The 24,564-nt window shown below is 35.9% G+C and carries 24 protein-coding genes and 2 tRNA genes; 12 read left to right on the top strand and 14 right to left on the bottom strand.

The features are described from left to right. Positions 1 to 348: 348 nt before the first annotated feature. From FJR45_RS07250 to FJR45_RS07220, 7 genes are all read right to left on the bottom strand, one after another. Positions 349 to 882, bottom strand: a complete 534-nt coding sequence (locus tag FJR45_RS07250) for a hypothetical protein (RefSeq protein WP_347402237.1) — start codon at positions 880 to 882, stop codon at positions 349 to 351. A 28-nt stretch (positions 883 to 910) separates the two neighbouring features. Beyond that, positions 911 to 1,513 carry an ISAs1 family transposase gene (locus tag FJR45_RS07245; RefSeq protein ID WP_193149934.1) on the bottom strand — a complete coding sequence of 201 codons (603 nt, stop codon included), beginning with the start codon at positions 1,511 to 1,513 and terminating at the stop codon, positions 911 to 913. Between the two features lie 389 nt (positions 1,514 to 1,902). Further along, the gene (locus tag FJR45_RS07240; RefSeq protein WP_193149933.1) at positions 1,903 to 2,184 is read right to left on the bottom strand and encodes a type II toxin-antitoxin system RelE/ParE family toxin; all 282 of its coding nucleotides are present in this window, start codon (positions 2,182 to 2,184) and stop codon (positions 1,903 to 1,905) included. Between the two features lie 2 nt (positions 2,185 to 2,186). Next, positions 2,187 to 2,438: a hypothetical protein gene (locus FJR45_RS07235; protein WP_193149932.1), complete on the bottom strand. Its 252-nt coding sequence runs from the start codon at positions 2,436 to 2,438 to the stop codon at positions 2,187 to 2,189. 78 nt (positions 2,439 to 2,516) lie between these two features. Continuing rightward, positions 2,517 to 2,669, bottom strand: a complete 153-nt coding sequence (locus FJR45_RS07230; protein WP_193149931.1) for a hypothetical protein — start codon at positions 2,667 to 2,669, stop codon at positions 2,517 to 2,519. A 108-nt stretch (positions 2,670 to 2,777) separates the two neighbouring features. Beyond that, positions 2,778 to 2,852: transfer RNA gene (locus FJR45_RS07225), tRNA-Gln, on the bottom strand. Between the two features lie 20 nt (positions 2,853 to 2,872). Next, positions 2,873 to 2,949: transfer RNA gene (locus tag FJR45_RS07220), tRNA-Met, on the bottom strand. 165 nt (positions 2,950 to 3,114) lie between these two features. Between FJR45_RS07220 and FJR45_RS07215 the strand changes: the two genes are divergently transcribed. Both FJR45_RS07215 and FJR45_RS07210 read left to right on the top strand, forming a co-directional pair. Next, positions 3,115 to 4,143 (top strand): bifunctional 3,4-dihydroxy-2-butanone 4-phosphate synthase/GTP cyclohydrolase II, encoded by a 1,029-nt coding sequence (locus FJR45_RS07215; protein ID WP_193149930.1) that lies wholly within the window; start codon positions 3,115 to 3,117, stop codon positions 4,141 to 4,143. A 3-nt stretch (positions 4,144 to 4,146) separates the two neighbouring features. Next, on the top strand, positions 4,147 to 5,082 hold the full coding sequence (locus FJR45_RS07210) for an FAD:protein FMN transferase (RefSeq protein WP_193149929.1): 936 nt from the start codon (positions 4,147 to 4,149) through the stop codon (positions 5,080 to 5,082). Here FJR45_RS07210 and FJR45_RS07205 read toward each other — a convergent pair. From FJR45_RS07205 to FJR45_RS07185, 5 genes are all read right to left on the bottom strand, one after another. Further along, on the bottom strand, positions 5,079 to 6,176 hold the full coding sequence (locus FJR45_RS07205) for a multiheme c-type cytochrome (protein ID WP_193149928.1): 1,098 nt from the start codon (positions 6,174 to 6,176) through the stop codon (positions 5,079 to 5,081). The two genes, FJR45_RS07210 and FJR45_RS07205, sit on opposite strands and share 4 nt — an antisense overlap. 18 nt (positions 6,177 to 6,194) lie before the next feature. Then, on the bottom strand, positions 6,195 to 6,641 hold the full coding sequence (locus FJR45_RS07200; RefSeq protein WP_193149927.1) for an Aq_1264-related membrane protein: 447 nt from the start codon (positions 6,639 to 6,641) through the stop codon (positions 6,195 to 6,197). Then, the gene (locus FJR45_RS07195) at positions 6,625 to 7,107 is read right to left on the bottom strand and encodes an Aq_1264-related membrane protein (RefSeq protein WP_193149926.1); all 483 of its coding nucleotides are present in this window, start codon (positions 7,105 to 7,107) and stop codon (positions 6,625 to 6,627) included. Before FJR45_RS07195 ends, FJR45_RS07200 begins: the two co-directional genes overlap by 17 nt. After that, positions 7,108 to 7,629, bottom strand: a complete 522-nt coding sequence (locus FJR45_RS07190; protein ID WP_193149925.1) for an FMN-binding protein — start codon at positions 7,627 to 7,629, stop codon at positions 7,108 to 7,110. A 108-nt stretch (positions 7,630 to 7,737) separates the two neighbouring features. Then, a complete protein-coding gene (locus FJR45_RS07185) occupies positions 7,738 to 8,943 on the bottom strand; it encodes a porin (protein WP_193149924.1) in 1,206 nt (401 codons plus the stop codon). A gap of 159 nt (positions 8,944 to 9,102) precedes the next feature. On the opposite strand from FJR45_RS07185, the gene FJR45_RS07180 reads away from it, so the two are divergent. From FJR45_RS07180 to nspC, 5 genes are read left to right on the top strand one after another with little or no spacing between them, the layout of a single operon-like run. Then, complete coding sequence (locus FJR45_RS07180; RefSeq protein WP_193149923.1) at positions 9,103 to 9,825, top strand: ribonuclease E inhibitor RraB; 723 nt, start codon at positions 9,103 to 9,105, stop codon at positions 9,823 to 9,825. Continuing rightward, a complete protein-coding gene (locus FJR45_RS07175; RefSeq protein WP_193149922.1) occupies positions 9,818 to 11,647 on the top strand; it encodes an MFS transporter in 1,830 nt (609 codons plus the stop codon). The genes FJR45_RS07180 and FJR45_RS07175 overlap by 8 nt, the downstream gene beginning before the upstream one ends. Then, positions 11,634 to 12,005 (top strand): diacylglycerol kinase, encoded by a 372-nt coding sequence (locus FJR45_RS07170; protein WP_193149921.1) that lies wholly within the window; start codon positions 11,634 to 11,636, stop codon positions 12,003 to 12,005. Before FJR45_RS07175 ends, FJR45_RS07170 begins: the two co-directional genes overlap by 14 nt. Position 12,006: 1 nt before the next feature. After that, on the top strand, positions 12,007 to 13,188 hold the full coding sequence (locus FJR45_RS07165; protein ID WP_193149920.1) for a saccharopine dehydrogenase family protein: 1,182 nt from the start codon (positions 12,007 to 12,009) through the stop codon (positions 13,186 to 13,188). Between the two features lie 4 nt (positions 13,189 to 13,192). After that, positions 13,193 to 14,332, top strand: coding sequence for a carboxynorspermidine decarboxylase (nspC, locus tag FJR45_RS07160; protein WP_193149919.1), 1,140 nt, complete (start codon positions 13,193 to 13,195; stop codon positions 14,330 to 14,332). Positions 14,333 to 14,335: 3 nt separating this feature from the next. On the opposite strand, the gene FJR45_RS07155 is transcribed toward nspC, so the two are convergent. Continuing rightward, positions 14,336 to 15,292 (bottom strand): hypothetical protein, encoded by a 957-nt coding sequence (locus tag FJR45_RS07155; RefSeq protein ID WP_193149918.1) that lies wholly within the window; start codon positions 15,290 to 15,292, stop codon positions 14,336 to 14,338. Positions 15,293 to 15,558: 266 nt separating this feature from the next. Here FJR45_RS07155 and FJR45_RS07150 point away from each other — a divergent pair, with 266 nt between their 5' ends. The 4 genes from FJR45_RS07150 (at position 15,559) to FJR45_RS07140 (ending at position 19,334) form a co-directional block, all read left to right on the top strand. Continuing rightward, positions 15,559 to 16,113 carry a class I SAM-dependent methyltransferase gene (locus FJR45_RS07150; RefSeq protein WP_193149917.1) on the top strand — a complete coding sequence of 185 codons (555 nt, stop codon included), beginning with the start codon at positions 15,559 to 15,561 and terminating at the stop codon, positions 16,111 to 16,113. Between the two features lie 183 nt (positions 16,114 to 16,296). Further along, positions 16,297 to 18,567 carry a bifunctional diguanylate cyclase/phosphodiesterase gene (locus tag FJR45_RS07145; RefSeq protein ID WP_193149916.1) on the top strand — a complete coding sequence of 757 codons (2,271 nt, stop codon included), beginning with the start codon at positions 16,297 to 16,299 and terminating at the stop codon, positions 18,565 to 18,567. After that, entirely contained in the window at positions 18,561 to 18,692 is a 132-nt protein-coding gene (locus FJR45_RS12560; protein ID WP_264299316.1) for a hypothetical protein, read from the top strand. Before FJR45_RS07145 ends, FJR45_RS12560 begins: the two co-directional genes overlap by 7 nt. A gap of 39 nt (positions 18,693 to 18,731) precedes the next feature. Then, entirely contained in the window at positions 18,732 to 19,334 is a 603-nt protein-coding gene (locus tag FJR45_RS07140; protein ID WP_193149915.1) for a 3-methyladenine DNA glycosylase, read from the top strand. Here the strand turns inward: FJR45_RS07140 and recO are convergent. Further along, positions 19,329 to 19,946, bottom strand: a complete 618-nt coding sequence (gene recO, locus FJR45_RS07135; protein ID WP_193149914.1) for a recombination protein RecO — start codon at positions 19,944 to 19,946, stop codon at positions 19,329 to 19,331. The two genes, FJR45_RS07140 and recO, sit on opposite strands and share 6 nt — an antisense overlap. Positions 19,947 to 20,124: 178 nt before the next feature. Between recO and gltB the strand changes: the two genes are divergently transcribed. Further along, positions 20,125 to 24,564 carry a glutamate synthase large subunit gene (gene gltB, locus FJR45_RS07130; protein ID WP_193149913.1) on the top strand — a complete coding sequence of 1,480 codons (4,440 nt, stop codon included), beginning with the start codon at positions 20,125 to 20,127 and terminating at the stop codon, positions 24,562 to 24,564.

Genomic DNA, 24,564 nt, shown 5'->3' with positions numbered 1-24,564 from the left:
TAAAATAATCTATATGGAAATAACTTAAAAGTAAAAAAGCCAAGTAGATAAAATTTTGGAAATGTTTTAAACTTCTGATGGGGTAATCCTCCCAAAAACCCAATCTTCCCAAAAGTAGAAAATTCCAGTAAAATATTATAAGAAAATATCTCTTAAAGTTTGTGCCACCCACTTTTGCAACACAGCCTCCCTGTTTTAGGGATGTATAGGTGGTCTTCTTTTGATTTTTTTGAATTCGTGGAATTCAGGTGCATGATGATATAGCAAAAGCTATGCGCATGCTTGGCAGTGATAAAGTTGATGAAATCATAAAAGTATTTAAAGATGCAGAAAAAGCACCACAATCCTCTAAAAACTAAATTTTAATATTTGAGCGATAGAGTCATCCAAATCCCATCTATTGTTGATGAGTTGTTCTTGTATAGATTTTGCACCATTAAGGTGTAAAATATTCAAAATCATACTTCTAAGAATAGTCATTAAAAATGGATTTAAATGACAATTATGAGCATCTTCTAAAAGTGAATTATCTTTGTATTGATGCATGGTTTCCACTTTCCAATGGTGTAAAATTTTATTGTGAAAGAATTCTGCACTTTCATGAAAATTTGCAATACAGAATTGAATTCTAGTGCTATTAGTAATCTCGCCAGTTTTATGATTTGTTGACTCTACTTTTTTTATAACTTTTATTATTGAGCGAATATGAGTTATGCCATTATGATAAAAAGTAGTTGGTTGATATACAAACACCTTCCTATTAATCCATTCATTAGATTGTTGGACAGGTTTAGCCTTGTAAATATTTGTCGGTTTTATATCTCTTGAAATTTCATCTATTTTATCAAGTAAGGTTTTTTGATTATCTTTTACCTTGGCAATATATTTTGAACCACTATTTTCGATAGCATCAAGAGTTTTTTTGGGTATTCATTGCATCAAAAGTAAAGATAAATTCATCTCCCAATTCCCCTATCATAGCCTGAAGGGCAGGTATTTCATTCGACTTCTCTGCTATTTGTTGATGAGCAATTATTACCCCTATCTCAGATAAAACAGCACCAACTACTTCTATTGATCTCTTATCTTTGTATTTGCTGCCATTCATAACCTTGCCATCTACGCTCAGGTGCTTTCCTCTTGTATCGACATAGGTTCTTATCCATTTCCTAAAAACAACTTCAACTTCTTGGCTATCAACTTTCGCTAACACATCAGAAACCAAACTTTTCTTTGGTGTTAATATAAACTCTACACCTAATAATCTTTTAACTTGTTCTTTTTGAATATGCTTCTCTATCCAAATAGATATTTGCTTATAGTCAGTTGCTCCCATCAATCCAGCCAATACTGAAAGATATAAAATATGTTCTAGTCGGTGTCTTTTACCTTGAGGTTTCCGATAGTCTGTCACCTCTGAAAACAATTTTAAAAGTTGATTTGATTGGGCTTGATCTGCATACCCTCTTATAGAACGCTTTTTCGCTAATTTTTCTCTTGTTTTTGTTGCCATATGTAATCACTTTAGTTTTTTAGAGTTTAAGCAATTATTGTTCTTCTTTTAAATTCCTGTTTTTTTAGGATTGGGGTGCAGAAAAAGCATCACAGGAGTTGTTTAATTATCTGGACAACATGGTTAAAGAGAAATTATAATTCTCTTTAACTGATTTTATTTCTTTTTAGATTTTAAAATAAAATAGAATATTCCTGCAATAACTACAAAAACACCCATTCTTATAGTTAAAGTTGTTAAATCAGTTGTTTCGTTCATAATAAAGTCTGTTTGTTTAAAATTTGCGATTGTGGATGGGGTAGAAGGATTCACTGTATCCCTATTTTATTATATTTTTTGAATACAAAATAAAAATATACCCCTGTATATACCCCAAAAATTAAAGTGACTTACAATTCTGCCTTATACTTTTTAATACCTAAAACTGTAATGATTGATTTCTTGTCATCAATTTTATATACGACTGTATATCCTTTATAAATCGAGTCTCGGATATTATCATTATCAAAGTAAATTGATTTTCTACATTTGTAAGGCATAAGGTGTATATCTTCAATTAATTTTTTTATCTCTTTTTTAAATTTATTTGCTCTATTTTTGCTATCTTGTGCGATATAGTCCCAAATGTTATTAAAAGAATTTACAAACCTTGGCTCATAGATAATTTTCATGCTTAGTTGCTAGTATGCTGTTCTATTGTATTCCATACTTCTGTATGTGAAAGAGGTTTTGTCTTTCCACTTTCTATATCTTCTAGTATTTTGTGAAAATAAGCTCTGTCCTCTTGAAACTGTTTAGAGTTCAAATAATCATCTTTTCTATCTACTAGATACAGAAGGTATTCATTAATCTTTGATTGCATATCTATACCAGCATTTTTGAGCTTTTGATAAACATCATCTTGAATATTTAAAGATATTTGCATTTGTAATTACCTCCTTTAGTTGTCTAAGTATAACATATTTTAGTGATTGAAACATCACGGCTCTCGTAATAGAATTTACTATCTACTAACTGATGCTTTGATGCCATACTTCTCTCTAAGTGATTGAGCTTTTTTAATCACTGAATCATTTGGAGTTGAATAACCCTCAATTGCTTGTGAGATTATTACAATTTTAGAGATAATCTTTTTGTTTATAGGATTTTTATTCATTATATATACTCCATATATTTGTGCATATTGTATTAGATTTATAAAATAGATTAAAGTTCGTATTTTAGGGAGTTTTTAGACTTTTTTGGATTGGTTTAAGTATATAGATGGATGGGGTAGAGGGATTCGAACCCCCGAATGCCAGTACCAAAAACTGGTGCCTTACCGCTTGGCGATACCCCAATGCTTTGTAGATTAAAGATTGGTTGCGGAAACAGGATTTGAACCTGTGACCTTCGGGTTATGAGCCCGACGAGCTACCGAACTGCTCTATTCCGCGGTGTTTCAAACACTTTTACTCTGTGTTTGTGAGCGAAATTATAGACAAAAATTTCTTTTATGTCAAGAGTTTTTTGCAAAAAATATTAATTTTTTTTTTGAACTCTTTTTAATACAAATTTTCCTATAATAAAGAAAAGAAAAAACAAATATAGAAAGAGAAAATATGAAACCGACAGAGAGAGTTTTACAGGCGATAGAAGATATCAAAAAAGGCAAGATGGTTATTATGGTCGATGATGAGGACAGAGAAAATGAGGGCGATCTGGTCTATGCGGCTGCCTTTTCTACACCGGCACATGTAAACTTTATGGCAATGCACGCACGGGGGCTTATCTGTGTTGCTCTTTCCAAGTCTATTGCCGACAGGCTTGATTTGAATCCTATGGTGAGTTCAAATACTTCTTCGTATGAAACTGCCTTTACAATCTCTGTTGATGCCAAAAATGCTTTGACAGGTATTTCGGCAAAAGAGAGAGATGATACTATAAAAATACTGGCAAATCCTATTTCCAAACCGGATGAGTTGGTAAAACCGGGACATATTTTTCCTCTCATTGCAAAAGAGGGCGGTACACTTGTAAGAACAGGTCATACGGAGGGGTCGGTTGATTTATGTCGCTTGGCAGGGTTAAGCGAAGCGGGTGTTATTTGTGAAATTATTAAAGATGACGGTGAAATGGCACGCCGGGATGATTTAGATATTTTTGCGAAAAAGCATGATTTGCATACGGTATTTATTTCTGATATTGTTGAATACCGACTTGCAAACGAGAGACTTGTCAAAGAGACAGATGTTCAGGAGATAGAGTTTTTCGGAGTAAAAGTACAGCGACATACCTTTGAAGACCATGATGGTATACAACACACTGCCATACTTTTTTACAATGCCGGAGAAGTTGCCAATGTACGGGTTCACAATGTTATTCCGGATTGTGAACTGTTCTTGCAGCAAGAAAAATACAATAACCTTATCAGCTCCATAGAGTATCTTAAACAAAACAGCGGTTTATTGGTTTTTATAAACAAAACACACCATCAGGATAATGCAGCTATAAAAGAGTTCGGTATTGGTGCACAGATTATTAAATCATTTGGTATTTCAAAAATGAATCTTATTACGTCTATGAAGAAGACTGACTTTGTCGGACTTGGCGGGTTCGGACTTGAAGTCAATGAGATTATTGACATCTAATTCATGTACAGACTTTTTCTTTTTGCATCGTTGTTCATTACATGTAATGCCGATGTACAGATGATACAACGTACAAAAGTACTTATGGGCACTTTTGTATCAATATCAGTTGACAAAGAAGACAAAAAGCTCCTCAAACCCTCTTTTGAGATTATAAAAAGGGTTGACAATTCTCTTTCTACCTATAAAAAGAACACGCCAATATTTAAACTCAACAACAGCCATCACGCATTTTTGAATCAATACTCCTACGAAGCCTTGAAACTCTCTTTAAAATACTATAAAGAGACAGAGGGATATTTTAATATCGCTGTAGGAACTATTACAAAAGATTTGTACAGATTTGGTGCCAATGAACGTATTGCTGCAAAAAGTGAGCTGCAAAAGAGTTCTACCTCCATTGAGGCACTCAGATTTGACAGGCATGAAGCTTTTTTGGAAAATGGTGTCAAAATAGATCTTGGCGGTATGGGAAAGGGGTTTGCGACAGACAAAGTCAGTAAATTTTTACTGCAAAACAAGGTGAAGAAGGCAGTGGTTGCTCTGAGCGGAGACATACGATGTATAGGCAGCTGCAAGGTTGCCGTTAACAACCCTCTGGATGTGACACATCCTTTGGTTACATTTATCATGCGTGACAGTGGTGTAAGTACAAGCGGCAACTATAACCGTTATGTACAAAGAAAAAAGTATAATCATCTCATTAATCCAAAAACAAAAGAATCAGAGCAAAAATTCATCTCCATAACACTTGTTTCAAAACTTCCTTCGGCGACACTCGATGCATATGCAACGGCTGCAAGTGTTATGCCGGTAAAAAAATCATATGCGTTTTTAAATGCAAAAAATCTTGCCTATATTATTTTACAGGCAGATAAAAAGCTCATTATAAGTAAAAACATAGATGATTATGTTGATCTATTGCATAATCCGGGTTAAAAACTGAATGTTTCCGTTTTTAAAACCTTTATTTTTGTGAGTTTTTTATCATTTTGAAGATCTAACTCTTTTGCTGCTTTTTTTGAGATGAGACGGAAACCGAGGGTCAGTACGACTTTATCTCCTTTTTGCAGTTTTGTTGTATAGAGAATATTTTTTTTTGCATAAATAAGAGTGTCTTTTAAAATATTTGTTGCTTCAAAAGGCATACTTTCTTCATTGCCCTTACCGAAAATACGTGTAAATATATAGGGTTTCTGGACTAGTTTTTCTTTGCCTCGTATGACTGTAACATTTAAAATCCCTTCTCTGTATGCCTGTCCGAAAAGAGCATGGTTTGTCAGATTTTTTAGGGTGACCTGAAAGCCTTTTTCATGTTTTTGTACTTGAAAATCTATATATTTACCAAGTGTTTCAGTGAATCTGTGCAAACCGGCTATACCATGATAGGCATGGGTTTTACTGTCACTCAGCGTTGTTTTACTGCCTGTTACCTGTGGCATATGACAGGATATACAGGTGTTTTTGTCTTTTTGGTCAATATATGCATCAAGCATGATAATGTCAAAATTATGGGCGTTGTTTACATGTGAATGGCATCCCATGCAGACATTGCCGTTATAGTAGTTTTCATTGTTGTACTCTATTTGATGATAAGGGGAATTTTTAGAGCGTTTTATAAGACCAAAGAAAGAAGTTGTTGTTTCATATTTTACTTTAGATTCATTTTTTTTGTCTTTTTGCGCGCTGAAAAAGTCTTTTTTCTTTCCTGTTAAAATATTTTTATTTGCTGTGTCATCTTTTACGATATTTTTAATGGTATGGCAGTAGATACACGATATGGGTGCTTCTTTTTCCTCTTGGGGGTTTTTTGCGCTTGGGGCATGGCAGCTGTTGCATTTTTGTTTTTTTGCATGTTCTTTTTCAAAAACTGCTTTATATATTTTATCATTGGCCAGGGATGATTTTCTATGTATGGAGTTGTAATACTCTTTATAAATCAAAGGATGGCATTTTTTACAGACCGTATTGTCATTACAAAACAAAGAAGTGTATCCGAGAAAGACCAGAAGTATTAATATAATTTTTTTCATAACAAATATTGTAGCCAATTAATCATATAAAATACTTTTAAAGAGTATAAACAAAGTATAGAGTATGACAACTTCAAAGAAAAAAAATGAAAATATTTTTAAGAATGCAAGCGACTCAAAACCGTTTATAATGGCAAATGGAGTGAAGATTTCCAAAAATGAGAGAATAAACAGAGCAGATGTAAGCAGTTGCAGTTCTTTGGTTCTTTTTTTGTGTGTAAAGAGTAAAAAGTGTACTGTAACCATGACAAAAAGTCCAAAAGCAAAAATATGCGGCAGAACAATTTTAAGTATACCGCCTGGTGTTTTAGGTGCAATGAAAAGTGTCTCATTTCCAAGATAGTATGTTAGGACACCTTCGGTTGTAAAGCCGATTTTGGATGCAAAAAGAACACTACTGCTCAGAAGCAGCAGCAGTGAAAAGAGAATAAAATAAAATATGGCAAAGTTATATGCTTTTTGCAAAATTAAGACTCCATAAAGAATGCAAAACCATGTAAAATGCACACAAATGCCATACATAATATGTCAATAAATAGATATATGTAAAAAAAGGACTTGTATAATATGCAAGAGGAAGTGTTATAAGCATAGTAAGGGCACTTATCATAACACTGTTCAGACAGAAAAATTTTAAGCTCTCCCTGGAACTCAAGCGAATAAACACAGCACTGAGGGTGAGGAGTATCATCATCATAAAAAATATTTTAGTATGAATATATTCTAAAAACGAAGCTTGAGAAATGGGTTCTAAAAAGTTTTCTTCATCTCCAAAAAGTGTAAATTTTACTTGTTCGTAGGAAAGACCAAAGTTGCTATAATCCACAAATACTTCAGCAGCAAAATAGAAAAGCATGAAGATAAGCAACCCGTTGAGCATAGGCTTGATAGTAGAGTCTTTCTTTAGATTTTTTATAAGAGTAAAACGCAATTATTTGTCCTTATACAGCATGTTGTATATGGCAAATGCTATACGCGAACCGTCTGTAAGACTTTTTGCGCTCATTGTTGCCCCTGAGATATTTGTTATCTCCCGATTAAGTTTTAATACCTTGTCGGTTTTTCTGTTTTCAAACTGCTGTGTCCATCTTTTTGGCGGAAGATATTCCAGCGTTTCATTAAAGGCAATGACTTCTATTCCCTGTAAAACAGAGTCTTTGAAGAAATAGAGTGTGACCGCATTCTTGGAACGGACCTTTCTGTTGACAAGTACACCATATCCCAGTATTTTTCCATTTTTTTTGGCTATATAAACTCTGTAAATTTTTGTAGTAAGTTTTACGCCTGCATTTTTTTGTATTGTTTTAAATTTGTCATGTGTCAGAAGAATATTTTTTTTGGTAATTGTTGCGTTGCGATCAAAGTTCTCTTTCATTGCATCAATGGGAGACACAAGGAGTTGTGCTGATAATTGTTGTGTTAATAACAGTATAAATAGTGAAATATATTTCATAGTTTAAGTCTTTAAATATTTATTTTTAAAATTCTAGCAAAATAATTGGGGTTTTGCAGTAAAATTGCCGCAAAACCCCATAAAGGAGAAAATATGTCTGAATGTTTTTTAAAAAACAAAACCTAAAGATATGCCGGTGATGTTCCCTGTAGCTACATTATCTGAGATAACATACTCAGCTTTAAGGACTACCTGCTCATGTGGAAAAAAGTTGATTCCAAGCGTCACATCTGTTATAGCATCACCTGCCGTACTCCCGTTACTTACCTCTGACTGAGGGTTGTATCGTTCATACTGCACAAAAAGAGGTGTTTTTTTGTCAGTGCCTATCAAAGAAGCAATATTGTAACTTGCATTTAAGAAACCGCCATAGTTGGCTGTCACCTGTTGACTTGCATTGGTATCTACTCTTTTATTTTGTGCATAGGTACCATAAACTCTGGCATTGCCTATTTTATAATCAAGGTGAACATCAAACATAAACAGATCTTTGGAAAAATATGATGAAGCACCGATAAGCAAACCACTTGTTCCTGTGTAATCAACTCTTACCTGTCCTGCTGCATCCGGATTTTTTACCAAACGCCCGCTGCCACGGCCGTTTCTTACCCATTTGTCTCCGGTATCTGTAATCTGCAGTGCTGTGACAATGGAAGCCTTATACTCTATACCCTCTGCAATTTCACCGTAAAGCATTGCGCCTGAACTGTTCCATGTTGTCGGAATAACATATTTCGCTGTGTTTGGACGCTGGATCGTTGTAAAAAGTGTCGGTTCATGCTGCTCATTCATTAAACCCATAGGAACAAGAAAATTACCAAGACGTGCATTGAAGTTTTTGTTTCCTATGAAGTCAAGGTACATAAATTCAACGGCCACTGTATCACCGGTAGCACCTGTACTTGTAGCTTTTACACCGCCACCTTCGTATTCAATTTCCGAGTTTAAGATGATATTGTCAGAAAATTTATATCCAAAATATGTAATGAATCTTTTTATCTGTGTTTCAGAACCACCTTTTTGGCTGCTTGAATAATACATTTCGCCATATCCACCGATACTTAACGGTGATTTTGAGTAGTAAACTTTAGATGCAGCACTACCCAAACCTGTATATCGCTTTTTTTCATCAACTTTGGTATAATTAAAACCGGTTTTCAAATCACTTGTTTCATCAACAAGAATCTGTGTCATTTCTTTGAGGTCTTTTACTTCCTGCTGAAGTTTAAGAATATCTGTTTTATCATCCCCGAATGAGGCACTGCTTACTAATAACATACTCGCTAAGGCGAATGAGATTTTTGACTTTTTCATTTTTAATCCTTTTTGTTGATTGTGATATTGAATATCAAAACCTTTTTGAATGGAGAAATTATATACTTTTATTTTAAAACTAATCTTAATTGTGATAATTATTATCGATTTAAAAGAAGAATCTTTGATATAATAAAGAAAAAAAGAGATTGAGAGTCTATGAGAGAAATATTTATAAGAAACGAAGACGGAAAAAAAGTATTTATAGAAATTGATTTGCATGCCTATGGCTACAGTAACAAGTATGGATGGCTGTTCAGTGTGTTTATAAAGTTTGATGCTTTGGATGAGAGTGCGGAAGGCTTTGAAGAGTATCTGGATGTCAAAGAGTCCCTGATCATAGCATTGGAACATGATGACAAAGCAAAATATGTGGGTTCGAGGGCTGTGGATGGCTGGAGTGAACTTTATTTTTATGCGCTTGACTCCAAAGGTTTGGATTCAATTGTAACAAATTTACTCAAGGATGCAAACTATATATATGAAAGCAGCGTAGTCCGTGATACAAAATGGGACTTTCATTATAAAAATCTTGCTCCAAATGAACTTGAACTGTGTCATATAAAGAGTGAAAAAATTATTTTTTTACTTGAAGAAGAGGGGGATGATCTGGAAATTCCAAGAGCTGTAGAGCATTATGTCTCTTTTGATACACCTACACAAAAGAATAAATTTTTAAACTCTTTATCCCTTGAAGGTTTTAGTTTTAAAGATGAGATAAGCAGTGAAGAGTTTGAAAACGGTGTGGCTCTGCTTAAAACACATGCTGTGACAAGAGAGGAAGTAAAAAAAGTTGTCAATGAACTTTTTGAAGCAATAAAAAAAGAGCAGGGCTATTATGAAGGATGGAGTACGCTTTTAGCACAAGAAGAAAATGTTTAAAATAGCAGGTGTTATCAACTATCTTGCAGTGGTTTTTCTCAATGCTTTTACCGATCTTGGGCACAAAATCATTATACAAAATACGATATTCAAGGTTTATGACGGCAGTACACAAATTGTCTTGACAGCAATCGTCAATGCCCTGGTTTTGCTTCCTTTTATTTTGATTTTTTCTCCTTCGGGTTTCTTGGCAGACAGATTTGCCAAAAACAAAATCATGGAGTATGCTGCTCTTTTTGCGGTTATTATTACCCTTGGTATTACCTATGCCTATTATCATGGGTATTTTGTTTTTGCATTTATCTTAACCTTTTTGCTTGCAATGCAAAGTGCAATTTACGGCCCGGCGAAATACGGCTATATAAAAGAGTTAGTTGGTGTGAAATTTCTCAGCAGTGCCAACAGTGCTGTTCAGGCAATCACAACCGTTGCAATTCTCGGCGGTATTATTTTTTATACGGTTTTATTTGAGGGAATGTATGATGATTCTTTAGTGACACAATCGCAAATATTACAGGCTGTTGCTCCTTTGGGCTGGCTTTTGGTGATTGGTTCGATTATCGAATGGTTTTTGGCCTCCAAACTGCCAAATAAAATGATAGAAGCGAGCAAACGGGATTTTCGCTTAAAAAAGTATGTGAGCGGTGTCTATTTGTTCAGAAACATTAAAACAGTCAGAAGAAACAGAGAAATTTTTGATGCGATTATCGCACTCAGTCTTTTCTGGTCTATATCACAGGTTGTTTTGGCTGTGTTTGGGGAATATGCAAAAGATGAGCTACATGTAACCAACACTATCTATGTTCAGGGTGTGATGGCGCTTGCAGGTATTGGCATTGTTATCGGCTCCATTATGGTTGCAAAACTTTCAAGATTTTATATCAATGTCGGTTTGGCGGGGATAGGGGCAACACTTATTACACTTATAGTTTTTAGTGTGCCGTTTTTGCACTCTATGACACTTATTGCAGTTATGTTTACACTCTTTGGTATTTTTGCGGCATTTATTCTGGTGCCGTTAAATGCAAGAATTCAGTACCTGGCTTCACGTGTGCATCTTGGGATTATTTTAGCGGCAAACAATTTTATACAAAATATTTTTATGTTTACTTTTTTACTGCTTACAACGATATTTGCATATTTTGGGATGAATGCGGAGTTGCTTTTTTATTTTATGGGTTTTGTCGGCCTTTATTTGATACGAAAGCTCTATAAAAGATATGTTATCGAGATGTTTTTTTCACTCATGGGTCTGTTTGCAGCACTCAGGCATAAATATATTTATATCGGTCTGGAAAATATTCCGCAGGATAAAGCTGTGTTGCTGCTTGGCAATCATGTAAGCTGGCTTGACTGGATTTTACTGCAGCTTCCTTTGCAAAGACGCATAAACTATATGATGGACAAAGATATATATAACTGGAAATTTTTTCATCCGATTTTTAAAAAAGGAGAAGCAATTCCTCTCTCACCCAGAGCCTTTAAAGATGCCATAAAAGAAGCGCATAAAAGATTACAAAAAGGGAGTGTTGTAGCACTCTTTCCAGAAGGAGAAATATCAAAAGACGGAAACATTCATGAGTTTAAAAGAGGGTATGAGTTAATTCCGAATGATTATGAGGGTGTCATCGTTCCTTTTTATATAGGAAAGGGGATATTTGGCAGTTCTTTTGCAAAATACAAGCCAAAAGATGCAAAAAGGAATATTTTTAAGCGCAGAGAAGTTAAAATCTGTTTTGGAAATCCTCTGCCGATAAACACAAAAGCAAAAGAGTTACAAGAGATAATTTTAAAAATGAGAGAAAAATATGAAGCTGAATAAACCAAAACACAATCTTTACAGAAACGGTATGTATGCAGTAGAGGGTTTTATAGATATAGTAAAGAACGAAACATCATTTAAGTGGCAGCTTTTCATGCTTTTGGTGATGGGAGTTGTTGCCTGGGTTTTACCTGTAGACTTTGTCCACTCAAGTATACTTTTTATCTCACTGTTTATCCCTGTGTTGGCAGAAGTTGCAAACAGTGCCGTTGAAAGAGTTGTGGATCTGGTGACCAATGAGTACCATATTTTGGCAAAACAGGCAAAAGATGCCGGAGCAACTCTGGTTTTACTGAGCTTGTTGGTTACACTTATGATATGGATTTTTACATTAGCAGATGCTTTTAGGGAGAATTAGAATGAAGACAACTTTAATAATAGGTGCAGGTGGCGTAAGTCGGGTAGTTGTGCATAAATGTGTACAAAATGCAAATGTTTTTGGAAAAATTGTACTTGCAAGCAGAACAAAATCAAAATGCGATGCCATCAGAGCAGAACTGCCTGATGCAGATATAGAGACCTTTGCTCTTGATGCCGACAATACCCAGGAAATAATTGAATTAATAAACAAGGTACGGGCAGACATTGTAATCAATGTGGCATTGCCGTATCAGGATTTGACCATAATGGATGCCTGTATCGCAACAAAAACAGACTACCTTGACACGGCAAACTATGAACATCCCGATGAGGCAAAGTTTGAGTATAAATTACAGTGGGAAAAAGACAAAGCATTTCATGAAGCAGGTATCATGGGACTGCTTGGAAGCGGTTTTGATCCGGGCGTGACAAATGTTTTTTGTGCCTATGCGCAAAAACACTATTTTGATGAAATTCACACTATAGATATACTTGACTGTAATGCAGGAGATCACGGCTACCCTTTTGCGACAAATTTCAACCCTGAAATCAACCTCCGTGAAGTTTCTGCAAACGGACGATACTGGGAAAACGGGCAATGGATAGAGACAAAGCCGATGGAGATAAAAATGGTGTGGGATTATCCTGAAGTAGGGCCTAAAGATTCCTATCTGCTTTATCATGAAGAGATGGAATCACTGGTAAAACATATAAAAGGACTCAAGCGTATTCGGTTTTTTATGACCTTTGGAGAGAGTTATCTTACGCATATGCAGTGTTTACAAAATGTCGGTATGCTGGGTATTGAACCTGTTGAGCATAACGGGCAGAAAATCATTCCTATAGAGTTTTTAAAAACACTGCTTCCTGATCCAGCTTCACTTGGCCCTCGTACAAAAGGAAAAACAAATATCGGTATTGTGGCAGAGGGTGTAAAAGACGGCAAAAAGAAAAAAATCTACATTTATCAGGTGAGTGACCATGAGGCATGTTACAAAGAAGTAAATTCTCAGGCAGTTTCATATACGACGGGAGTTCCGGCGATGATAGGTGCAAAACTGATGCTTGAAAAAGTCTGGTATAAAACAGGTGTGCATAATATGGAAGAGTTTGATCCTGATCCTTTTATGGAGGAGCTTAATAAACAGGGACTTCCATGGAAAATTCAAGAACTAGAATAAGTAAATGAATCCAATAAAAACACCGTGTTATGTATGTGAGGAAGCTCTTTTAGAAAGAAATTTAAAAACTCTGGAATATGTCCAGCAGCAAAGCGGTGCCAAAATTATTCTTGCATTGAAGGGCTTTGCAATGTGGAGTACTTTTGAGCTGGTGGCTAAATATTTAAAAGGCTGTACAGCCAGTGGTCTGTATGAGGCAAAACTTGCGCGTGAAGAGTTTTGCAAATACAATCCGGATGCAGAAGTGCATACATATTCTCCGGCATATAAAGATGATGAGATTGAAGAAATAGCCAAAATATCTGATCATATAGTCTTTAATTCTCCAAAGCAATTGGAAAGATATATTTGGAAAGTCAAAGAAATAAACAAAAATATTCATGTTTCTCTGAGAGTAAACCCTGAAGTCTCCTCTTCCCCGGTCGATATATACAACCCCTGTGGCTTGTACAGCAGACTGGGAACAACTCTGCAAAATTTTGATGAAAAACTGCTTGAAAAGATAGACGGACTGAATTTTCATGCACTGTGTGAGCAAAATGTAGATGCGCTTGAACAGGTTTTAGCGGCTTTTGAAGATAAATTCGGCAGATATCTGAAAAATTTGCAATATGTTAATTTCGGCGGAGGGCACCATATTACAAAAAAAGGCTATGATATTGAAAAACTTATTTGGATAATCAAAGGATTTCGTAAAAAATATGATGTTGATGTCTATTTGGAACCGGGGGAGGCTGTTGGCTGGGAAACAGGCTATCTGCAGTCCACTGTTTTGGACGTTTTTCAAAACGGCATGAATATAGCCATTTTGGATACATCAGCAGAAGCACATATGCCTGATACACTGGCAATGCCCTATCGTGCCGAAGTAAGAGGTGCAGGTCTTGCAGATGAAAAAAAATATACCTACCGTTTGGGAGGCAATACCTGTCTTGCCGGTGATATTATGGGTGACTACTCTTTTGATTCCCCTTTACATGTAGGCGATACTGTGATATTTGAGGATCAAATTCATTATACTTTTGTAAAGAACACTACATTTAACGGAGTAAAACTGCCTTCTTTGGTGATTAAACGCAAAAATGGAACGATGGAGCTTATCAAAGAATTTGGCTATGAAGATTACAAAAGAAGACTTTCGTAAATCTCAGTCAAAATCACCAAAATAAAGATTGACTAAAAATGCAATCGCATAATTTGCTTTGTAGTCATTTTCTTTGTGAAAATTCACAGAGGGGCTGACTTGATAAAAAAACCATTTTTTCCATATGTTTTTTCTAAAAGTCAAGACTGTGGCATAGTTATTGATGCCACTGTATTTTCGTGTAGAAGTCTCTGTTGTATATTCTGTGTTTCCAGACAATATTTCAGAGATGCTCAGAATATTTTTTTTGTAAAAATTCCAGTAATATTGTGTTGAAACAGCATAGTCCATTCCTTTGATTTTTGTTTGTGTCTCTCTTTGCAGCGTAACCCTCAGAAGTGATTTGTCAGCAAGTGTTTTGTCAAAATAGATGAACGTACTCTCTTTAAAAGCATCCTTGCTTGAATACTCAAAAAGCTGCATCGGTTCGATCTTCCAACTTTTTGCAGCAAAAATCTTATAATAGCGTGCTCTGATAAAGGGATAAAACCCCCTGACTCCGATTGAATATCTGCTTTGTATATTGTACCTGTCTGCTCTGAAATAGTTGAGTCCAAGTTCCGTGGGAGCATTCTTGTCTATTATTTTTTTATTTTCATTTATACCTGAGACAAAAAGATTAAGTTTTTGGTTTGTTCTTTGCAAAGCAATGTTGGCATTTATGTTAAGTGTGGTTTTTTCTCTGTATTTTGACTGAAATTGAGTATTGAGGTTTACACTGACAAATGATTTTTCTGTTTCATTGAAATATTTTTCATTTTTAAAAAAATCATCATAGGCATTTTGTGCTTTTTTTCCTGTGAACAATTTGCTGATTGTCTGATCAAGGGTATCTGAATAGCCTGTGACTTTGTCAGAAATTATTTTATGCGCAGTATCAAGATACGATGCGTTTGTATCTATGGATTCGGCACGGAGCAGACAAAGCAAGAAAACAAATAAAAATAAAAAAAATTTCATACTAAAGCTTCCTGAAAATAATTCATGTTTGTTTTGCCGGTTAAAGGTGTATACAAAAAAATTTCAATATAATAACATATTAAGGGCACCTCCAATGCCATTAAGTTAAGAAAATTAATGCTTTTTCGGAACCGGTACTTCAGTGCCGGCTGTTGCAATAGTCTTGCCACTCTCAGCCGGCACTGAAGTACCGGTTCCAAATAAATGCTAAACTTAATGGTATTGAAGGGCACCTCCAAAAACTCTTAAAACAAGAAAGGTTGAGAATGATAGAAGATAAAGAACGCTGGAATATTCGCCATGTAGAGAAGCCGATGCGAAAAAATGTAGAACCTGTCGTTGAAAAATATATTGGTTTGGCAAGCGGAGACAAAGCACTTGATATTGCCTGCGGAATTGGCAGAAATACACACTTTCTGGCAGAAAAAGGCTTTTTTGTTGATGCTGTGGACTTTAGTGACTATGCACTTTCCCAGGTAAAAGATGATGAAAAAATCAACAAAATAGAAGCTGATCTGGACAGTTATAATTTAGAGAAAAATGCGTACGATCTCATTATCAATATTAACTATTTGAGCAGAAGGTTGTTGCCGCAGATAAAAGAAGCGCTCAAGCCAAACGGCCTGTTGATTTTTGAAACGTTTATTGTGGCACACGGCGATTTTAATCAGCCGGCAAATCCTGAATACCTTTTGCGTACAAACGAATTGCTCCATGCCTTTATCGGGCTTGATATTATTTACTATGAAGAAAGGGATGAAGTGAATCTGCGAGGAGAAGATACCCGTGTGGCTTCTCTTGTGGCAAGAAAAAGATGTTAGTAAGTTTTAAAGATACCCATAAGGTATAAAGGTTTACATGTAAAAACATTAAAAGAAACAATCCGTTCTTATGTGAAAAATACCACTTTTAAGTTTTTTTTGGCAATAAATTGAACTTATAAAAAAGCTTGTTAAAAATTATAAAAACTGACTTTCATAAAAAATTGTGCTACAATTAATACTATGAATATAGTAAAAAACAAATGGACTATTTTTTATGTCATTATGATAAGTTCTGCAGTGGTATTTGCTGCTTTTACTTATACAAAGTATACAGAGTTACAAAGTATTGTACGTAAAAAAAATGAGCAGGACACTGCAAATGTTGCAAAAATGTTTCATGATTTTTTGGTACAATCTGAGACGATGCTGCAAGTTGTGGGAACAACGGTTGTTAATCCTCATATCTCAAAAGATCCTAAAGAAAAAACAAAAATTTTTGATACACTGCAAGAGGTGAATCCTGCGGTCATAGGTTTTGGCTATCTTGATCCGCAAGGAAATCTGCTTATATCAAATAAAGAACTTCATGGAAAGAAAATAAATGCTTTAGAAATCAAAGAAGCAAAAAGTTCTTTCCAGGAGACACTCAAAAGTCAACATTTAGTGATTGGCAGAAGTTTCTTTTTTAAACCGTTGGGACAATGGATTTTACCACTGCGAAAAGCGATTCGTGACAAAAACGGCAAAGTTGTCGGTGTCATGGCTATTGCTATAATTAATACACAGAAAAAAAATCTTTTTTCCGGTTTTGAAACAGAACCTGATGAAGATATTTTGTTAATTAAAAAATTTTCTGAGGGCTATTATCGCCTCTTTTACTCCAATAAAAAAGACAATCACGATGCACAAATACTTTATGGAGAATCCTGCCCTAAAAATAGATGTACATCCGTTATAAATCAGATATTAGTAATGAATCATATAACGCTGCAAGAATTAAAAAGCAGTGCTAAAGTTTTTTCTTTTTTTTCAAAAGATATGCAGGGAAGACCTATAAACGGAGCTCTTTATTATGATAAAAAATACAAAGTCTGGATAAGTGTGTATCATTACAATAGTGCTATAACACAAGAGATATACAAAGACATTGTTTTGTTGGTAATGCTTTATATAATTATGATGCTTCTGTTTTATTTTTTATTTAAGTCGATAGAAAAGTATGAAAACGCCAAAGAGCGTGATTTACTCTTTAAAACGACCCATGATTTGCTGACTAATTTGCCAAACAGAGCATTTATTTATGAAAATGTTTATCATTCAAATAAGTTTGTTATGCAAAAGGGCGCACAGGTTATTTTTATTGATCTTGATAATTTTAAAAATATTAATGATACTTTTGGACATATTTTTGGAGATAAAATACTTGTTCTCGTTGCGAAGAGGCTGCAAGCTTTTTTTACAGAAAAAGATTTGGTAGCGCGACAGGGAGGAGACGAATTTATCATTATCAATAATTCTCAAAATAAAAATCTGCAAGAGTTAATAGAAGTTATTACCATGCCTTATATTATAGAAGACATAGAAGTAAGACTGGGTGCAAGTGTCGGTGTTTCTGTATACCCTGATGATGCTTCTGATTTTGATACCTTGCTCTCTTTGGCAGATATAGCTATGTACGAGGCAAAAAAAGTAAAAAATTCTTATGCTTTTTTTACAAAAGAGATGCAAGAAAAAAACAGTGCAAATATTACGATCGAGCAAGAACTTAGAAGTGCTTTGCAAAAAAATGAAATTTATATGGTATACCAACCACAAATAAATGCAGATGGAACGCTCCATGGGGTGGAAGCACTTGTGCGATGGAAAAATGAAAAACTTGGTTTTGTTTCCCCTGCGGATTTTATTCCTGTTGCCGAAGCAACCGGATTGATTTTAGAACTTGGCAACTATATTACAAATCGCTTACTTTTGGAGATAAAAAAAATATATGCAGAAGTTGGGAAAACATTCCAACTCTCTGTTAATGTTTCTATTGTTCAACTTATGGAAAATCATTTTCTCAAGAATCTTCTGGAGATGATTCATAAAGTGCAGTTTGACACATCACTGCTTACTTTAGAAGTAACGGAACGTTTACCTATAGAAGACCTGGATTATGTCTTGCCGATACTTAAATCGATACGGGCAGAAGGTATGTTACTTTCTTTAGATGACTTTGGTACAGGGTATTCATCATTAAGTGTTCTAACAAAGCTTCCAATCAATGAACTCAAGATTGATAAGGCTTTTGTTGATGAACTGTTGTATTCAAACAAAGATAAGAATCTTGTCAAAACAATTATCAATATTGGTAAAAACTTTTCCATGGATATTTTGGCTGAAGGCACAGAGAGTAAAGAACAGGTTGATAAACTTAAAGAGTATGGATGTGATATATTTCAAGGGTACTATTATTCAAAACCATTAAAAAAAGAAGATTTGATTGCTTTTATAAGAAGTTTGCAGTGTTAGAAGATAAAGAGAGATGGAACAAAATTTTTTATCCTCAAAATCCGGAATATCTTTTGTATGAGAATGAACTTTTATGTGCATTGATATTATCTACTATGAACAAACTCGTGCAGCTTCCTTGGTAGCGAAAAAAAGAGCTTAGTGCAAAGGTTTAAAAGGTTTACATGTATACAAATTCTCTGCAGATATATGAATTTTTAGAAGCAAAAAATCTGTTGCAGCATTCGCCGAAACTCTGGTGGCCGGATGCGGGAACTTTTAAAGTGGTTATTGGTGCTGTTTTAACGCAAAATACGACATGGAAAAATGTAGAAAAGTCTTTGAAAAATCTGGAATTATTTTTGGATCTGGAAAGCTTTGCCGCTTTACATGTAGAGACATTAAAAGAAAAAATCCGTCCGAGTGGATTTTATAATCAAAAGGCACCGAGACTTTTAGCATTGGCAAATAATATCAAAGCAGAGTTTGGCACTTTTGAACAGTTTCAAAAAGAAGTAACAAGAGAGTGGCTTTTGTCGCAATTGGGTATAGGACAAGAGAGTGCGGATGCCATTCTCTGCTATGCCTGTTACAGGGATGAAATGGTCGTGGACAGCTATACAAAAAGACTGTTAAAAAGCTTTGGCATAGAGTTTAAAAACTATATGCAGTATAAAGAGTTTTTGGAATCAGACATAAAAGAGGCCTTTACATGTAATGATTTAAACCTTATATATGCCAGATTTCACGGAATGATTGTGGAGTATAACAAGATGACAAAATTATAAACCTTCAAGTAAAACATTCCACAGACGATCTACTTCTTTGTTGCCTAAAAAAAGAGAAGATTTGTTTTCAAAGAGTTCTTTTAGCCCTTTTTTGTTGATGGGAAGAGTATGCGAACACTGTTCGTGCGTCGGAAGATATGCACGCAAGAGCGAGACATCCCCATCAATTTTTTTAGAACATAAAAAACAGTGCATATCTGTATGCAATCGTCCCTCATGTTCCAAAAGTTTGACATAGGCTTCTACCGCTATGCGTTTAGGATTTTGTCTGTCCCAGTTTTGTGAAGCTTGATGAATCAAGTCAAAATAAAAAGAGCCAATATCTTCAGAATCTTTGAGGTGTCTGTAAAAAAGTCCCAGAAAGTCCTGCCATAACCGCAGCAGAGCATAATCATTTATCCATGGGTATCCGATATGAATAACATCTTTGAGTCTTGATATGGTAGATTTTGCCGAGTTTTCGATTTCATAATCAATTTTAAAACCTATATTTATAACACCATGGCGTGCGCCGTAGAATCTGTAAAGGGTATCTAAGCTGTTTTGAGATAAAATATTTACTATTAAATCCTCATCTTTGACGCGATTTAAATTAATGATAAAACCTTGCACCTAATTGCTTCCTATATACACACTTTTTACTTTTTGTTAAAATATTTTACACTTATTATGCTTATTTAAACCAAAAGAAAGTATAATTTACATGCTTTGTCTAAATAGACTAAGTTTCTTTAAAAAGAGATTAAATTTATATGTTTTGCATATAAAATTTACAAATTTGGGAGTTGAAATGGTTGAACATCATGATTTATTAAGATCATTTAAGGATAATTGTGGTTTTGGTCTTGTCGCCAACATCAAAAACAAACCTTCACACAAAGTGCTCAATGATGCAGTGACTGCACTTGAACGCATGATGCACCGTGGTGCTGTTGCTGCAGATGGAAAAACAGGGGACGGAAGCGGTTTACTGCTTTCCATGCCGACCGATTTTCTTAAAAATGAAGCAAAAGAAAAAGGTATAGAACTGCCAGGTCAATTTGCAGTAGCTGTAGTTTTCACCAAAGAGAAAAAGCATTTACAAACGCTGGAATCTATTTGTAACAACAATGATTTAAAAGTGGTTTTGCACCGTGATGTTCCGATTGACACCAATGCTCTAGGCGATCAGGCACTGGCTTCACTGCCGCACATCGTACAGCTTTTCATTGTTCCGAATTCAATCATGGCAACAAATAGATTTGATGCACTTTTGTATCTTTCACGCAAAGAAGCAGAACATGAAATGATCTCTGAGAGAGATTTTTACATAGCCTCTATGAGTTCGAAAGTTCTTTCATATAAAGGGCTGGTCATGCCTACGCATATCAAAGAATTTTACAAAGATCTGCAGAATGAAAATTTTAAAATCTCTTTTTCACTTTTTCATCAAAGATTTTCAACAAATACACTTCCTGAATGGCGTCTAGCGCAGCCGTTTCGTGCTGTAGCGCACAATGGCGAAATCAACTCTGTTGAAGCCAACCGTATCAATGTAGCGATAAAATCAGAATCAATAAAAAGCGAAGTATTTAGCGACGAAGAGATTAAAAGACTGCTTCCTATCCTGCAGCCCGGTGCTTCTGACAGTGCTTCAGCCGATAACTTTTTTGAATTTTTAATCGTAAACGGTATGGACTTTTTCAAAGCTGTCCGTGCAGTGATTCCTCCGGCATGGCAGAATGCTCCGCATATGGACCCTCAGCTTCGTGCATTTTACGAGTATCACTCAACTGTATTTGAGGCATGGGACGGTCCTGCCGCATTTTCAGTAACAGACGGACGATACATAGGCTGTGTACTCGACAGAAACGGTTTACGTCCATCAAAATACATTGTCACAAAAGATGATAACCTTCTGATAGCTTCAGAGTATGGGGTTGTGGATATTCCGGAAGAAGAGATAAAAGAGCGTGGACGTCTGCAGTCAGGTGAAATGATAGGACTTGATCTGAAATTTGGAAAACTTCTCAAAAGCAATGAAATAGATGATTATCTCAAAGGCTCTAATCCATATATGAAATGGCTGAATGAGCATATGATTTACCTGCAGGAGCATGTTGAAGAGCAGTATGTTGTCTCCAGAGAACTTGATGAAGCCGACCTGATTGCCAAGCAAAGATACTTTAATGTAACACAGGAAGTTATTGAGCAGGTTATCGAGCCGATGGTAAAAGAGGCAAAAGAAGCCGTGGGTTCTATGGGTGACGATACACCACTTGCAGCTTTTTCTGATAAACAACGCAACTTTACAGATTTTTTTAAACAAAAATTTGCACAGGTTACAAATCCACCAATTGATCCTATTCGTGAAAAAGTTGTAATGAGTTTAAATACCGGTTTTGGTGAAGTGCATAATATGCTGGATGAAATTCCGTCACATGCACACAGGCTGAAGTCCATTTCTCCGATAATAACGACTGAAAAGTTAGAAGTGCTCAAATCTTTTGGCGATGATTCCTCTCCAAGATATCAGGAGTTTTATAAAAATGCCACATTTTCAACTACCTATACAACAGATTTGAAAGCATCTCTTGAGGCATTGGTTCAAAAAGTCATAGCATCAGTCAAAAATAACGGAACACGCATTGTCATTTTGGATGACAGCGGATTTGATAAGCAAAACAGAGTCATTCCAATGGCAATGGCCATAGGTCGTTTGAATTTTGCTTTGCTGAATGAAAAAATTCGTCATTTGGTTTCTATTATCGCTACAACGGGAGAAGTAATTGATTCGCACAGTGCTGCGGTACTCCTTGGATATGGCGCTTCGGCAATTCATCCTTATGTATTGTTTGCTACAGTGGCAAATCAGCTTGAAAAGTCAAAAGCATTAAATATGACATTTTCTGAAGCCTACAAATCTGTACACACTGCACTCAACAGCGGGCTCTTGAAAATTATGTCCAAAATGGGAATTGCAACAATTGCCTCTTACAGAAACTCCGGTCTTTTTGATGTAATGGGACTGGACAAAACCATAGTAGAAGAGTGTTTTGCAACATCGCATTGCACACTTAGTGGATTGACTTATGAAGATATAGACGAAAGACTGCAAAAAGCCCATAGAGATGCTTTTAAAACAAACGGTTTTAACAAAATATTTCCTTTAAATATTGGTGGATACTATAAATTTTATACAAATCAGGAACATCATGATTTCGGTCCTGCTGTCATTCATGCTATCCATGCTGTTTCCAAGCATCCTACACAGGAAAATTTTGATACGTTGAAAAACCTTGTGAACAAGCGCGGATTGAAATTTATTCGTGATTTCTTTGACTTGAAATCAGACAGAAAACCGATTGATATATCAGAAGTCGAACCGAAAGAAGCGATATTTAAACGTTTTGCATCCGCTGCAATGAGCCTTGGTTCTATTTCTCCTGAAGCGCATGAAACAATTGCCATTGCAATGAACAGAATCGGAGCACAGTCAAATTCCGGAGAAGGCGGAGAGGACAAATCAAGATACAATACAGAAAGAGTTTCCAAAATCAAACAGGTTGCTTCCGGTCGCTTTGGTGTAACTCCGGCATATTTGAGAAGTGCAGAGGAGATTCAGATTAAAGTTGCCCAGGGTGCAAAACCTGGTGAAGGCGGACAACTCCCCGGACATAAGGTGACTGCTCTTATCGGAAAGCTTCGTCATACTGTTCCCGGCGTGACACTTATATCACCGCCGCCACACCATGATATTTATTCTATTGAAGATCTTGCACAGTTGATTTTTGATTTAAAACAGGTCAATCCTGCGGCAAGAATTGCTGTGAAGCTTGTATCTACTGTCGGAGTAGGCACCATTGCTGCGGGTGTAGCAAAAGCCTATGCTGATAAAATTATTATTTCAGGTGGAGACGGCGGTACCGGTGCCGCTCCGCTGACCTCTATCAAATTTGCGGGTAATCCTTGGGAACTCGGATTGTCTGAAGCACATAATGCGCTCAAGGCAAACAATCTGCGCGGACTTGTGGAGTTACAGACAGATGGTGGATTGAAAACAGGACTTGATGTTGTCAAAGCTGCTCTACTGGGTGCCGAGTCTTTTGCCTTTGGTACAGGTGTTCTTACTATCGTAGGCTGTAAAATGCTTCGTATCTGTCATGTCAATAAATGTTCTGTAGGTATCGCAACACAAAACGAAAAACTGCGTGAAGAGTTCTTTAAAGGACATGTTGATCAGGTAATCAACTATTTTACATATTTGGCCGAAGATATCAGAGCTATTATGGCAGAACTTGGATACAGAACCATGGAAGAGATGATAGGCCGTGTGGACTTGCTAAGTGTCAAAGACGATACCTTTGCCAAGAAATTTGATTTCTCGGCAATCCTGCACAGGGAAGAGGGTGTCAATACGCATCAGCAGCCGTTTAATCCGCCTTTTGATGACAACAAGTTTGAAAAAGATGTTCTCAAAGAGGCGATGAATGCGATTAAACATCCTGAATACCCGATACGCATCAAAAGAGAAATCCAAAATATCCATAGAAGTTTCGGAGCTTTGATATCCGGAGAAATTGCGAAATACTACGGGGATGAAGGATTGAAGCCAGATACAATTAAAATGAATCTCAGCGGTGTAGCGGGACAGGCACTCGGTGCGTTTTTAATTCCGGGTGTTTCAATTTATCTTGAGGGCGTTGCAAATGATTATATAGGAAAAGGTATGCACGGAGGGAAAATTATCATTACCTCCAAAAATGAGGGTGAAGAGTTCTCAGCAGGTGGTAATACCTGCCTTTATGGTGCTACCGGCGGTAAACTTTATATTTCCGGCAGTGTCGGAGAGCGTTTCGCAGTACGTAATTCCGGAGCCTTTGCAATTGTTGAAGGGACTGGAGACAACGCCTGTGAATATATGACAGGCGGTGTGGTTGTGATTCTCGGACGTACCGGTATCAACTTTGGTGCAGGAATGACAGGTGGAGTGAGCTTTGTATATGATGAAGATCATGATTTTATTGAAAATGTAAACAGTGAACTTGTAGAAGCTGTCAGAATTGACACAGATGAGGGAGATGAGGCACGACATTATCTCAAACGTCTGCTCAAAGATTATGTAGTAGAAACAAAAAGCAAAAAAGCTGAAGATTTACTGGAAAACTTTAGAGTGGAAGTACGAAACTTCTGGCTGGTAAAACCTAAAAATTTAACAAAATTACCTCTTAATCTAGAGAACGGAGACTAA

The sequence above is a fragment of the Sulfurimonas sediminis genome (assembly GCF_014905115.1).
Lineage (GTDB): Bacteria > Campylobacterota > Campylobacteria > Campylobacterales > Sulfurimonadaceae > Sulfurimonas > Sulfurimonas sediminis.
Note: the sequence above shows the minus strand (reverse complement) of the source record. Positions and strands in the feature narration are given on the sequence as shown.